The 12,971-nt window shown below is 38.6% G+C and carries 12 protein-coding genes and 1 riboswitch; of the genes, 10 read left to right on the forward strand and 2 right to left on the reverse strand.

What is annotated here, in order from left to right; genetic code table 11:
• Positions 1–9: 9 nt before the first annotated feature.
• The 9 genes from ACI3ES_RS00475 (at position 10) to rlmH (ending at position 9,848) form a co-directional block, all read left to right on the forward strand.
• Positions 10–825 carry a Cof-type HAD-IIB family hydrolase gene (locus ACI3ES_RS00475; protein WP_114667430.1) on the forward strand — a complete coding sequence of 272 codons (816 nt, stop codon included), beginning with the start codon at positions 10–12 and terminating at the stop codon, positions 823–825.
• A gap of 44 nt (positions 826–869) precedes the next feature.
• On the forward strand, positions 870–1,370 hold the full coding sequence (gene tpx, locus ACI3ES_RS00480) for a thiol peroxidase (protein ID WP_004911091.1): 501 nt from the start codon (positions 870–872) through the stop codon (positions 1,368–1,370).
• Between the two features lie 160 nt (positions 1,371–1,530).
• Positions 1,531–2,511: a ribose-phosphate diphosphokinase gene (locus ACI3ES_RS00485; protein WP_004911087.1), complete on the forward strand. Its 981-nt coding sequence runs from the start codon at positions 1,531–1,533 to the stop codon at positions 2,509–2,511.
• Positions 2,512–2,736: 225 nt separating this feature from the next.
• Positions 2,737–3,444, forward strand: a complete 708-nt coding sequence (yycF, locus tag ACI3ES_RS00490; RefSeq protein WP_004911084.1) for a response regulator YycF — start codon at positions 2,737–2,739, stop codon at positions 3,442–3,444.
• 65 nt (positions 3,445–3,509) lie between these two features.
• Positions 3,510–5,375: a cell wall metabolism sensor histidine kinase WalK gene (gene walK, locus ACI3ES_RS00495; protein WP_036066468.1), complete on the forward strand. Its 1,866-nt coding sequence runs from the start codon at positions 3,510–3,512 to the stop codon at positions 5,373–5,375.
• The gene (locus ACI3ES_RS00500; protein ID WP_114667431.1) at positions 5,365–6,663 is read left to right on the forward strand and encodes a hypothetical protein; all 1,299 of its coding nucleotides are present in this window, start codon (positions 5,365–5,367) and stop codon (positions 6,661–6,663) included. Before walK ends, ACI3ES_RS00500 begins: the two co-directional genes overlap by 11 nt.
• 111 nt (positions 6,664–6,774) lie before the next feature.
• Entirely contained in the window at positions 6,775–7,545 is a 771-nt protein-coding gene (gene yycI, locus ACI3ES_RS00505) for a two-component system regulatory protein YycI (RefSeq protein ID WP_242029708.1), read from the forward strand.
• Positions 7,546–7,608: 63 nt separating this feature from the next.
• Entirely contained in the window at positions 7,609–8,739 is a 1,131-nt protein-coding gene (locus tag ACI3ES_RS00510) for a S1C family serine protease (protein ID WP_114667433.1), read from the forward strand.
• A 629-nt stretch (positions 8,740–9,368) separates the two neighbouring features.
• Positions 9,369–9,848: a 23S rRNA (pseudouridine(1915)-N(3))-methyltransferase RlmH gene (gene rlmH, locus ACI3ES_RS00515; RefSeq protein WP_114667434.1), complete on the forward strand. Its 480-nt coding sequence runs from the start codon at positions 9,369–9,371 to the stop codon at positions 9,846–9,848.
• Positions 9,849–9,895: 47 nt separating this feature from the next.
• Here rlmH and ACI3ES_RS00520 read toward each other — a convergent pair whose 3' ends face one another.
• The gene (locus tag ACI3ES_RS00520; RefSeq protein WP_080518948.1) at positions 9,896–10,579 is read right to left on the reverse strand and encodes an NAD(P)H-hydrate epimerase; all 684 of its coding nucleotides are present in this window, start codon (positions 10,577–10,579) and stop codon (positions 9,896–9,898) included.
• Between the two features lie 58 nt (positions 10,580–10,637).
• Positions 10,638–11,459: a serine hydrolase gene (locus ACI3ES_RS00525; RefSeq protein WP_114667435.1), complete on the reverse strand. Its 822-nt coding sequence runs from the start codon at positions 11,457–11,459 to the stop codon at positions 10,638–10,640.
• A gap of 116 nt (positions 11,460–11,575) precedes the next feature.
• Positions 11,576–11,743: riboswitch (Lysine riboswitch) on the forward strand.
• A gap of 109 nt (positions 11,744–11,852) precedes the next feature.
• Between ACI3ES_RS00525 and alr the strand changes: the two genes are divergently transcribed.
• On the forward strand, positions 11,853–12,965 hold the full coding sequence (alr, locus tag ACI3ES_RS00530; RefSeq protein ID WP_114667436.1) for an alanine racemase: 1,113 nt from the start codon (positions 11,853–11,855) through the stop codon (positions 12,963–12,965).
• Positions 12,966–12,971: the final 6 nt, after the last annotated feature.

Consider the following 12,971-nt stretch of genomic DNA (forward strand, 5'->3'; position numbering starts at 1 on the left):
AGCTCAGACATGTCAGAAATAAAAATTGTGTCCATTGATATTGATGGCACGCTATTAAACGATGATCGACAAATTACACCTGACGTGAAGTCAGCTATCCAAGCAGCCATGGCACAAGGCGTTAAAATTGTGATTACAACAGGACGTCCTTTACCGGGGGTGCAAGATATTTTAGATCAGTTAGAAATTGCCGGTAGTGAGCAATTTGTCATTACACATAATGGTGGTTTAATGCAAACTGCCGATGGTTCTCGCATTCTCTTTCAAGCAGCACTGCGTTTATCGGAATATCAGCAAATTAATGATTTCATGCGCGAACAAAACACATATATTCAGGCAGAAAGTCAAAATGCTGCTTATACAACCAACCATCTGGTTCACCGATGGGCGAGCTTTGAAAATGCTTTAGTCAAATTACCATTGCACGTCGTTGACGATATCAACGATTTGGTAGAAGTTGAAATCATTAAAGGCATTGCCAACGATGAGTCTGATGCATTAGACCATGTTCAGGCATTGATTCCAACAGCGATTACTGAATCAGTTTCCGTTATTCGATCAACTGCTAATAATTTGGAATTTATTAATAAGAAGGCTTCAAAAGGTAATGCCTTAGCTGCGCTTGCACAGTCCCTTAATATTGATATTGAAAATACAATGGCAATTGGCGATCAAGAAAATGATTTTTCAATGATTGAGGTCGCGGGTCTGGGCGTTGCTATGGGTAATGCTATTAAAAAGATTAAAGACATTGCTGATGTTGAGACAGTTTCCAATAATGAATCCGGCGTTGCAAGAGCACTTGAGAAGTATGTTCTAAAATAGTGCCATCTAAAAATGATTACTGATATAAGCCAAGGAGGCAGAAGATGAAAGTTACATTAAGTGGAAAAGAAGTTGAGTTAGAAGGGGAACCAACAAAAGTTGGTGAGGCAATGCCACATTTCAAGTTGCTGGACCAATCAGGTGAAAAAGTTAAAACGGCTGATTTATTAGGTAAAGTCACGCTTATTTCTGTTGTACCAGATCTAAACACTGATACATGTTCACTGCAAACACGCCATTTTAATCAAACTGTTGATCAATTCGATGGTGTTAATTTCATCACTGTATCAACAAACACAGTTGCTGAACAACGCGATTGGTGTGCTGCAGAAGGTGTGCACAATTTGAGAATGTTGTCAGATGAACAAGAATCATTTGGCTATGCAACAAAGTTATATGTGCCAGATACTGGCTTTGACACACGTGCTGTTTATATTTTGGATGCAACAGGTACTGTGATTTATGCACAAATTGTACCGGAAATTTCTGAAGAGCCTGACTATGATGATGCTCTACAAGCCTTATCAAAAGCTTTAGAAGCATAAATATGGTAATTTTAATCGACGATTGCAGTTTCATCTGTGGTCGTTTTATTCTGGGATAATAAACTGATTTTAAAATTCGGTTAGCTATGTATTTAAGACGTTTTTTTTGATAGAATGGGTGTAGTAGTGATATTTTACCTATAAAAATTTGGAGTTAGACATGCCGGAACCTAAATTGAAACTTTTTTCGTTGAGTTCAAATGAACCACTTGCTCAAAAAATCGCTGATTCAGTGGGCGTGCCATTGAGTGAAATTTCTGTTAAACGCTTTGCTGACGGTGAGGTGCAAATTAACATTGAAGAAAGTATTCGTGGTGATAATGTATTTGTGATTCAGTCCACTTCTGCGCCTGTCAATGATAATTTGATGGAGCTGTTGATTATGATTGATGCCTTGCGTCGAGCTAGCGCTAATCAAATTAATGTTGTACTGCCTTATTATGGTTATGCACGTCAAGACCGTAAAGCGCGCTCTCGCGAACCAATTACTGCCAAGCTTGTCGCTAATATGCTGGAACGTGCTGGCGCAACGCGTGTGCTGGCACTCGATTTGCATGCTGCCCAAATTCAAGGATTTTTTGATATTCCAATGGATCATTTACAAGGGGCACCCTTATTAGCTGATTATTTGATTGAGTCAGGTATAGCTAACAAGCAAAATTCGGTTGTTGTCTCACCAGATCATGGTGGTATGACACGTGCGCGTAACCTTAACAACATGTTAGGATTAGAATCACCAGTGGCGGTCATTGATAAGCGCAGACCAAAGCCAAATGTTGCTGAAATTGGCAGCATTGTTGGTGATGTCGCAGGTAAAACTGCCATTATGATTGATGATATGATTGATACAGCAGGAACCATTACTCAGGGTGCACAATTAATCATGTCTCATGGGGCTAAAGAGGTTTATGTTGTGGCCTCACACGCTGTATTTTCAGGTCCAGCAGTGGAACGCTTGCAAAATTCAGTGTTCACAAAGGTTATTTTGACAGATTCAATTAATTTACCAGAAGAAAAGAAGTTTGAAAAACTAGAAATTGTTTCTGTTGGTGAGTTAATTGGTGAAGCTATTCGTCGCATCAGTAACAATGAAGCCATTAGTTCTCTTTTCAAAACACGTTTCCATCGCAGAAGTCATTAAGTCTTGTCTCAAGCAATCTTGCCAATCATTTGATGTGATTGGTTTTTTTTGTAAGTATGAATTTGCAATATAAGTGCCGCGATGTGTCGAAATTGTGAACATCATGATTACTTTACAGTAATGAGGTGCTTGTTTATAATGTAGGACATACCGACGATAAACACATTTAGCTGTTGAAAATGTTATAATGTACTTAGAATACACTTATTATGATAGGAGTTCTGCATGAGTAAAGTTTTAGTTGTAGACGATGAAAAGCCAATTTCAGATATTATCAAATTTAATTTAACAAAAGAGGGTTACGATGTTGTGACGGCAGCTGACGGACGTGAAGCGTTGGACATGTACAACGATGAAAATCCTGATCTTGTTTTGCTTGATCAAATGTTGCCAGAAGTCGATGGCATCGAGGTATTGCGTCAAATTCGCTCGAAGTCAGATATCCCAGTTATCATGGTAACGGCTAAAGATAGTGAAATTGATAAAGTGCTAGGGCTTGAAATGGGCGCTGACGATTATGTGACTAAACCTTTTTCTAACCGTGAACTTGTAGCACGTGTGAAAGCTAATTTACGTAGCCGTAAATCAGTTGCTCAAAGTACAGAAGAGTCATTTAATAGTACAGAAGACATTCACTTGGGTGATCTGACTATTCATCCTCAAGCTTATATGGTTTCCAAAAACGGTGCTGACATTGAATTGACTCACCGAGAATTTGAATTGCTTTACTATTTGGCACAACATATTGGCCAGGTTATGACGCGGGAACATTTGCTACAACAGGTATGGGGGTATGACTATTTTGGGGATGTTCGCACTGTTGATGTTACCGTGCGTCGCTTGCGTGAAAAAATAGAAGATAATCCCAGCCATCCTAATTGGTTAGCCACTCGACGGGGTGTTGGCTATTATTTGCGCCCATCAGAAGAGTAAAAAATAAGCGGCTTGACCGCGTACATAACTAGGGAGATCGTAGCTCTTATCTGAGCACAACTGACATGACGGCAATGACTAAATTTTTTCAATCTATTCGCTTTCGTATTGCACTCGTATTCGTGTTGCTAATGATTATCGCACTCGAATTATTGGGTGCGTTTTTCGTACGGCAAATGGAACAGCAAAATTTAGCGACCTTTCAACAGCAAATTACATTGCCAAAATATTTGACGGATCAAATTACAACAGCGCTTCGGGACAAGGATACTGAATCTGGCAATCATCAAATTCAGGATGTTTTGTCTGGATTAAATAATACAAATATACAAGAAGCGCAAGTTATTGACAAAACAGGAACAATCCGTGGGACAATTTCTGTTTCCGGACAGCAGACCATTGGACAAAAAACGACGGATATCAATGCCCAAAAAGCATTGGCTGGTGATCAATCATATTTACAAACACGGACCATTAATGAAGGTGGCGATCGCAAAGAATTGATGACAACACCGCTTGGCGTGACTAACGGTCGCCTTAAAGATGTCCCCGGCGTGATTGTGGTCAAAGCGAGTCTATCGCCAGTCTATAAAAACATTAACAACGTTATGAAGTTGTTTATCATTGCAGGCTTGGTTGCGCTTGTCGCTAGTATTGCGTTAGCTCTCTTTTTGGCGCGAACGCTAACACGACCAATTGAGCAAATTAATGAACAGACGACCAAAATTGCTGATGGTGATTACTCAATGGTTAATCATATTTATGGTTCCGATGAATTGAGTCAATTGGCGATGTCGGTGAACGAACTTTCAATGCGTATCGAAGAGTCAACGGAAACAGTTAACGCAGAACGTAATCGTTTGGATTCGGTTTTGACACACATGGCAGATGGCGTTTTGGCCGCTAATCGACGTGGTGAAGTGACCATTATTAACCAAGCCGCTGCTGATTTTGTTGGTGTTGACCGTGAAGAAGCTTTGGGAAAGAATGTTATTGATTTATTACATCTGAAAAACAAGCGTACCTTGCGGGAAATGCTTGAGAACTTAGATGATTTTCGGGTTGATTTGTCGGATGATAGCAAGGATTTATTAGTACAAGCCTATGTGTCATTAATTAAGCGTCAATCTGGTTTTATTTCCGGATTAGTTGTAGTTTTACACAATATTACAGAACAGCAACGTATAGATTCTGAACGGCGAATGTTTGTCTCAAACGTGTCTCATGAATTACGCACACCATTAACATCTGTGCGTTCGTATGTTGATGCGCTTGCTGAAGGTGCAATCAATGATCCTGATATGGCGCAGAACTTTTTAGGCGTTGTGCAAGATGAAACGCAACGTATGATTCGTATGATTAATGATTTGCTTGAATTATCAAGACTTGATCAGGGCACGATGGATGTTAAATTAGAAGTCATTAATTTAAATAGCTTGTTTAACTTTGTGCTGAATCGTTTTGATATGATCTTGGAAAACGATGCTAAAAATGATGAATCACCGTCAAAACGATATAATATCTTACGTGAATTTACTAAAGAAGATGTTTGGGTTGAAGTTGACCCAGATAAATTTACGCAAGTACTAGACAATATCATGAATAATGCCGTGAAATACTCGCCAGATGGTGGCACCATTACAGCGCGTCTAATTAAGACTAAGACACGCGCTATTTTGAGTATTTCAGATCAAGGATTAGGTATTCCACGCAAGGATTTGGACAACATTTTTAACAGGTTTTTCCGAGTGGACAAATCTCGTTCGCGCGCTCAAGGCGGTACAGGCTTAGGATTAGCCATTTCTAAGGAAGTTGTTGAGAAATTCAATGGTCGAATTTGGGTTGATTCTGTGGAAAACAAAGGCTCAACGTTCTATATTTCGTTAGCCTATGTGGACGAAGTTCCGGAGGATGATTGGGATGCGGAATAATCGATCTGTTCAAGGAATTACGATGAACGTCATACTTACGGTGGCTATTTTAATTTCGATTATACTGACGGCCTTTGTGTTTATGTCTATTGGGCAACAACAAAATGTGAGCCCATCTGGTCAGCAAGATCAACAATCGGTGACGGCATTTAGACCTACAAACTATATTGTCAACGATAAGGATGGCATCCAGAATATGGTGATGCACGCTGATAATCAGCAAATCAAAACGATGCGCAGCTATTTAACATCTGCTGAGATTAAAAATCCTCATAAGAAAAAAGTTTCAAATACAATGATTATTGCTGCAATTAGTAAAAAACAAGCAGTAGTTTATCGCTATCCGGATGTGGTGCCGATTGATTATTTTAACGCAAGATATAACCAACACATTGCTGCAATTAAAAATTTTAATTTTGATTACTTTGTGTTATCACTTGATAAATCCAATCTAGCCTATTTTATAAATACCCAAACGAAAACAATGGTAACAGTGAGTTTGAGTAAAATTAATACGGCCAGCATGTGGGCCGTAGCTGAAAAGTTGCCTAAATCGCTTACAGTCAATTTTAAATCTTTGAACAATCGCGTGCGATTAAATTTTCCAAAAGATATTAAATTACCTGTTTATTCTTATTTAGTGAATCACCGCGATCCAACGACGTATGTGTCAGCATTACTGGGTACAACGAATCAACTAACAACGACAACCGACGGCAATAAAGTTATCTATACGAATAAATTTAGCGACCAACAAGTCACCTATGATCCGGATCTTGATACGGTTACCTTTAAAGACAACAAGGCTGATGGCAAATTAGATAAAACTTATGCTGCGAGATTAAATATTGGGTTTTCTCAGATTAATTTGTTGCAGCTTAACTTAACTGATACACGCTTTTATGAAAGCCGTAATGCTGGTAAAAACGTCACCTATCGCACGTTTGTTGAAGGAATGCCGGTATATTATCAATCTGAAAGTGGCGCGATTCACATGACATTGGACAATCATGGTAACTTGATTAGCACGTATTCGTTGAATGAACTGGGTGTACCCGTGCCGAACAATCAAAAAGAAGTTACGCTACCTAAGTCATCGGATGTCCTTAATCGTTTACGACAGGCTGGTGTCAAAGAAAGCGATTATTATTTTATAACACCCGGTTATGAGTGGCTGGTCAACAAAGATAGTCATGCGGCAGTTAATATGCGCCCAACTTGGATGATTGAAACAGCTAGTGGTTGGTTGAGTGTGGATGATTATTTGAAAACTTGTGCTAATCAATAAGCAATTCCATTAGGGTAACAATATATTTAAGAAAGGAAGGCTGTTGACTGGTACGTGATGATAGTATCAGTCACAATTTAAAAAATGCAATTTAAAAGATTAAAAATTTTGATGATCATTTTATTTATTTCTTTAGATACCTTTCTTTTCGTGTGGTGGCGAAGTAATCGCCCAGACAGTGTCCAAGTAACCGACGCCAATACCAGTATTATTGCTGAAATGAAGCATCAAAATATCCAGTTGTCCAAGTTTAGCACCAAGATACCGTATGCTAATTATTTAGCTGGCAAGCAATCTGACAAATTAATCTCATTATCGGGCAAAGTGTCCGATTATGAGGCTAGTGTCAAAAATCAGAAGCTTTCTGTCAATTTCAAAACACCACAAAGTATTAAGAGTAGCGGCAGTAAAAACGAGACAAGTAAATATATTGGTAATCAGATTGACCCAACGGCCTTAGCATACAGCGCAGGGTATCAATATAATAAGATCCTTTCTTACGAACAAGGTGCCAAACAAGGTATTTACTCGCAAAAAATTGATAAGTTACCTGTTGTTTCACAGCAAGGGTTATTCGTGGTGAATTATGATAAGGATGGGAAAGCCACTGGATTTACACAGACCAAAATATCCCATATCACTGAATTAAGAGATGAACGTGTTACGTTGAGTGAAGAGGACGCGATTGTTAGTTTGTACAGATTTAACGAATTAAATTCTGGTGATAAGTTATCTAAAGGAATGTTATCCTATGATTCCGCCTTGAAAGTGAATGGGTATGATATCTATACACCAGTTTGGCTGTTTGTAGTGACTCACAGTGACGGTGAGAGAGATACGTTGAAAATCAACGCTTTTACTGGGGATAATTTGTCAGAGTAATTTAATTTTAGGTTAATTTCAACTTGATAAAGTAAAACATAACGACATGAAGAGGTGTAATATATGGCACAATCAACATTAACAAAAACAGTGTTAACTGGCGTCATTGCAGGTTTAGTCGGCGGAGGCGTTATTTTATACGCGCAAGAGGGGCTTGAAAAAAGTACCACACAAACAGTACGCACAACGGCAACCAAAACGTCGTCGATTTCTAAAAATGCAACTGCTACGACAGCTTATAATAAAGTTTCAGATGCGGTCGTGTCTGTGTTGAATTTTAGTAAATCGGGACAGAATTATGAAGAATCGTCTGAGGGATCTGGTGTCATTTACAAAAAATCAGATCAATCGGCGTTTATTGTGACAAATAATCATGTCATTGACGGTGCAGCTAAAATTCAAGTGATGCTCCACAATGGGAAAAAAGTGACTGCCACTTTGGTTGGTAAAGATGCTATGACTGACTTAGCGGTTCTAAAGATTGCAAGTGACAATGTGACGACAACAGCTGAGTTTGGTGATTCCAGTAAAATAGCGGTTGGAGAAAATGTGTTAGCGATTGGCTCTCCTTTGGGCTCAGAGTATGCCTCTTCAGTTACACAAGGCATTATTTCTGCTAAAAAACGACTCGTTGAAGCGACTTCTGAAAATGGTCAAAATTATGGTGGCTCGACTGTTATTCAAACGGATGCCGCGATTAATCCAGGTAATTCTGGTGGTCCGTTGATTAATTTTGCCGGACAAGTGATTGGCATTAATTCAATGAAATTATCTACTTCGTCATCAGGTACTAGTGTTGAGGGAATGGGATTTGCGATTCCTTCAGATCAAGTGGTAGATGTTGTCAATAAGTTGGTCAAGGACGGCAAAATTACACGGCCAGCCATAGGCATTGGTTTAGTTAATTTGTCAGAAGTGACTGCTGACGATCAAAAGTCTACACTCAAAATTCCCGATAGTGTCACAGGCGGTGTTGTGGTCATGAGTTTGACGAAAAAAGGACCGGCTGACAATGCTGGTTTGAAAAAGTATGATGTGATTGTAGGTATCGATGGCAAGAAAGTGACGACACAAGCCGATCTGCGTGAAGTCCTATACAAACACAAATTAGGTGATACGATCACATTGACATACTACCACCACAGTAATAAGAAAACTGTTAAAGTTAAATTAACCCAAAAATTAGCAAGCTAACGATTATCGTTAGCTTTTTCTTTACCTTTAGTTGACAACGAGACGATAACGTGTGTTTTCAGAAAATGTTGAAAACTGTGTGTAAATGTTAATAACTTGGGGGAAAACTCCTGAAAAATGTGGAAAAATCAAGTATAATAGTGGATAAGAAAGCCTGTTCTTTAAAAAAAAGTAAATTATTGGTGATTGACCGATCAAAAACAGACTTATCCACAAAAATAGTGAGTAGATATTGTAATGTTCGTGTAAACTGTGTTCTATCGTGTTTATTTCTTATAATCAGTCTTAATTTTAAAATTAACGAACATTGTAGACAATTTATCGCATAATGTTTGGCGAACAAATGTGCTTATCCACATCTGTGGATAATATTGTGAATAACTGTGGAAAAGTAGTGTTTTAGAGACAGAAATTCAGTTAATTAAATGCAAAATGAGTTTATAAAGTTATCCACTTATTATCAGAAAAAGTTAAAAACTGTGGATAACTATTACAAGCGAACAGAAGAAACGTTGATATAAAGGCATTTATTTAAAAACAAATAAAATTTGTTCGTGTGGATAACGTAATTAGAATTGCAGTTACAAGAATCTAAAAATAATTAAGAAAGGTTAAATAAGTAATAGACATTGAATATTAAAATTATCACAGTAGGCAAGTTAAAAGAGCAATATTTAAAAGATGGCATTGCAGAATACACCAAGCGGTTATCTCGGTTTGCTAAAGTTCATTTAATTGAAGTGCCTGATGAAAGGACACCAGAAAAGGCTAGTGAAGCCGAGAATACACAAATTATGGCTAAAGAAGGTCAGCGTATTCAGGAAAAAATTGGTGCACGTGATTATGTTATTGTTTTAGCCATTGAGGGTAAGCAACTACCTTCAGAAGTTTTTGCTGAAAAAATGAATCAAATTACGGTGGATGGTTATTCAGATGTGACATTTATAATTGGTGGTTCATTAGGACTGTCACCGGAAGTGAAACATCGCGCTAATTTTAAGATGAGTTTTGGGTTGTTAACCCTGCCACACCAACTAATGCGACTAGTGCTAATTGAACAAATATATCGTGCTTTTATGATTCAACAAGGATCTCCTTATCACAAATAAGAATTGGTACAAAAAAATCCACCTCAGTGGGTGGATTTTTATAATGCTTAAATGGCTTCACTCTCATGTGTGGCGGACTGTGATAGCGGTAGACTAAATTCAAAATCTTCTGGTACAAGCATACCAACATCTTTTACGATAGTATCACCTGACAAGTAGCCACCTACGCGTTTTGTTAGTCCTACTTTTTTAAAACCAAAAGTCACGGTTGTATGGGCTTTTAATGCAGCCCCTCTTACTTCGCCAGTAGTTGCGTCAATGCCTGTGGGCATGTCAACGGCAATAACTGGCTTTTCAATATGATTGGCTGCCTTAATCATTTTCTGCAGCCCTTCTGGTAAATCATTATTTAGGCCGACGCCAAAAATAGCATCAATAATTAATGTTGCTTCGTTGAAGTCACTTTTTTCAGAGCGAACAACACCATAGGCCTCAATAATAGACAACTGCCGTTTGACACTATCTTTAGCCCGATTAACGTTGCCTACAAATTGTAGCGAAACGTTAATGCCTTGTGCATAGAGCAGACGGGCAATGGCGACACCGTCTGCGCCATTATTGCCTAAACCAGCTAATACAAGAACATGGTTGAGATCAAAATGGCCGGCACCGATGACATCAACTACCGCCATTGCAGCGCGCTCAATTAAAACATCTTGTGGCATGCCAATGACATCAATTGTGTATTGATCAATTTGTTGCATTTCGTTTGCAGTTACAAGTTGTGTCATAATTTCCATCATTTCTTCATAGTTGTTAAATCTATTATACGAGGAATTGAGTTGCTAATCAAACTAGTAACGCTTTTATCCGGTCCCAAATACTGGTAGGGGTTGTTGCTTTTTTATTTTGCTGTTTGTTTGCAGCCTTGCTTAATTTATTGACCAATGTCACTCCGGTTTGGTAATCACTATTGCCCGTTGTATAAATTGTTAAAATGTATTTATCATCAATAATACCGCTAGAGTTGACAATCCAAGTGCCATTATTAGCGTTGTAATCTGTCATCCAACCATTTTTTAACGCAACATCTTTAGCCCCTGTACTAACGCCCCAGTCTTGCGTTTCTGAGATATGACTCATCAGTGACAAAATATAAGCTTTTGAGGTTGTATTTAACAGTGACTTTGTGTTGTATAGCTGATCTAGTATTTTGTTTTGTTGACTGGCAGTAGCCATTGTTTCACCAAAATAAGTGGCTTGTGTAATCTTAACACCAATACTCTGCCAAAAATTGTTTAGACCATCATCACCGCCGATTTCTGTCCACAATACAGTTGCTGCATCATTGTCAGAATTGATAATCATTTGTGTTGCGTTTTCTTTTTCATCGGCCGTTAAGAGTTCGCCCGCATTTTGTTTTTGAATCATGAGTGCTTCCAAAATCGAAACTTTGATAGTAGAGGCCATCATGATTTTTTTAGTTTGGCTATTGCGATAGGTATAGGTCTTACCGGTCGATAAATCACGAATACTAGCAATAACAGTTGCGTCAGTGTCAGTTTTTTTTATGATTTTTTTCCAACTAGTGGTTGGATTTTGAATGCTACTTGCGTTTGCTGAGGTTACTATGAAAGAATTGGCTAGAAAGATAATCAGTATTTTACGCATAAAATAATCCTTAATATCGAACTATTTTAACTATAACATAAGTCAAAAATATTATATGTAATTTAAAATCAGTTATTTGACAAATAAGAAAAATTAGAATACAATAATAACAATTTAAAAATCATAGAGGTTGCTATTGACATCAGTAGCTTGTGGAGTATTTACAGATACGAGGAAGCAAGTCAAAGGGGAAATAGCCGAAGCACTAGTACTGTAAGGTTAGTTAGCTGGGTCGTTAGTCAATAACTGGCGGACTGTCGCGCAAGCGGAGTGCTATGTGGTTGATTGCAATTTAATTGGAATCCATGGCTACTAGTTTGTGTGCTGTGGATTTTTTCTATATAGAAAGGCAAGTGTGCGACATTGATTTAATGGACGTACCTAAAGGGACTGATGGTAGAAGCAATTACAAGACCAACTGAGATGACAATTTCTTTGGCTGCAGTTAAAAATAACATTGAAGTGGTTAAAGCCACTTCTGGTGCGGATAAAGTTTTTCTAGCTGTAAAATCAAATGGTTATGGTCACGGCTTGCATACAATGGCTGAAGCTGCCGTGGCTGGTGGTGGGTACGGTCTTGCTGTTGCTATCATTGATGAAGCGTTAGCGCTACGACACCAACGTTTGACAGTTCCTATTCTGATTCTAGGTATTTCACCAGCGGAGTATGCCGAATTAATGGCTGTACAACATATTATGGCGACAGTTGTCTCGATAGATTGGCTGAAAACAGCAGAACAACACTTGAGTGGTGAACAGCGTTTACCAGTAACTTTGGGACTAGATACGGGAATGGGGCGCATTGGTTTTCGAGAACGTTCTGAAGTGGCCGAAGCAATTGCTTTTGTACAGGCACATGCAGATAAATTCGAATATGTCGGTTTGTGCACCCATTTTGCTGAATCCGATTCATCTGACACACGCTATTTTGAGAAGCAGCTCAAACGTTGGCATGCTTTGACCGACGGTTTACCAAAGCCTGAGTATTATCATGTAGCGAATTCTGGTGCAGCACTGTATCATCCAAATGAAGTACCACATGAAGTTATTCGAGTTGGTACTGTGATTTACGGTATTGAACCATCCCGTGGTGAGTTAGCTGATGGTCATGACTTGATGCCTGTATTATCATTACGTAGTCAGATGAATTTTGTTAAAAAATTACCGGCTGGAGAAGGCATTAGTTACTCTCATATTTATACCACGTCTGAAGACGAATGGATTGGGACAGTTCCAATTGGTTATGGGGATGGGTGGTTGCGTTCATTAACTGGTTTTAATGTGATTGTTGACGGACAATATGTACCAATTGTAGGACAAATTGCCATGGATCAGCTGATGATTCGCCTACCGCATGAATATCCACTTGGCACAACAGTAACATTTATCGGCGTGGACGGTAATTTAGAAAACACGGTAGAAGATGTGGCGCAATATGCCAAATTAGCACCGTGGGAAATCACCACAGGTTTCCATGAACGGATACATCGTATTTTAGTAGATTAGGAGAAA

Source organism: Leuconostoc falkenbergense (genome assembly GCF_045801155.1).
GTDB lineage: Bacteria > Bacillota > Bacilli > Lactobacillales > Lactobacillaceae > Leuconostoc > Leuconostoc falkenbergense.

What these genes read in the sequence shown, in the direction of transcription:
- ACI3ES_RS00475 (WP_114667430.1), top strand. Translation starts at nt 10, where the DNA reads ATGTCAGAAATAAAAATTGTGTCCATTGATATTGATGGCACGCTATTA.
- tpx (WP_004911091.1), top strand. Translation starts at nt 870, where the DNA reads ATGAAAGTTACATTAAGTGGAAAAGAAGTTGAGTTAGAAGGGGAACCA.
- ACI3ES_RS00485 (WP_004911087.1), top strand. Translation starts at nt 1,531, where the DNA reads ATGCCGGAACCTAAATTGAAACTTTTTTCGTTGAGTTCAAATGAACCA.
- yycF (WP_004911084.1), top strand. Translation starts at nt 2,737, where the DNA reads ATGAGTAAAGTTTTAGTTGTAGACGATGAAAAGCCAATTTCAGATATT.
- walK (WP_036066468.1), top strand. Translation starts at nt 3,510, where the DNA reads ATGACGGCAATGACTAAATTTTTTCAATCTATTCGCTTTCGTATTGCA.
- ACI3ES_RS00500 (WP_114667431.1), top strand. Translation starts at nt 5,365, where the DNA reads ATGCGGAATAATCGATCTGTTCAAGGAATTACGATGAACGTCATACTT.
- yycI (WP_242029708.1), top strand. Translation starts at nt 6,775, where the DNA reads ATGATCATTTTATTTATTTCTTTAGATACCTTTCTTTTCGTGTGGTGG.
- ACI3ES_RS00510 (WP_114667433.1), top strand. Translation starts at nt 7,609, where the DNA reads ATGGCACAATCAACATTAACAAAAACAGTGTTAACTGGCGTCATTGCA.
- ACI3ES_RS00520 (WP_080518948.1), bottom strand. Translation starts at nt 10,579, where the DNA reads ATGACACAACTTGTAACTGCAAACGAAATGCAACAAATTGATCAATAC.
- ACI3ES_RS00525 (WP_114667435.1), bottom strand. Translation starts at nt 11,459, where the DNA reads ATGCGTAAAATACTGATTATCTTTCTAGCCAATTCTTTCATAGTAACC.
- alr (WP_114667436.1), top strand. Translation starts at nt 11,853, where the DNA reads ATGGTAGAAGCAATTACAAGACCAACTGAGATGACAATTTCTTTGGCT.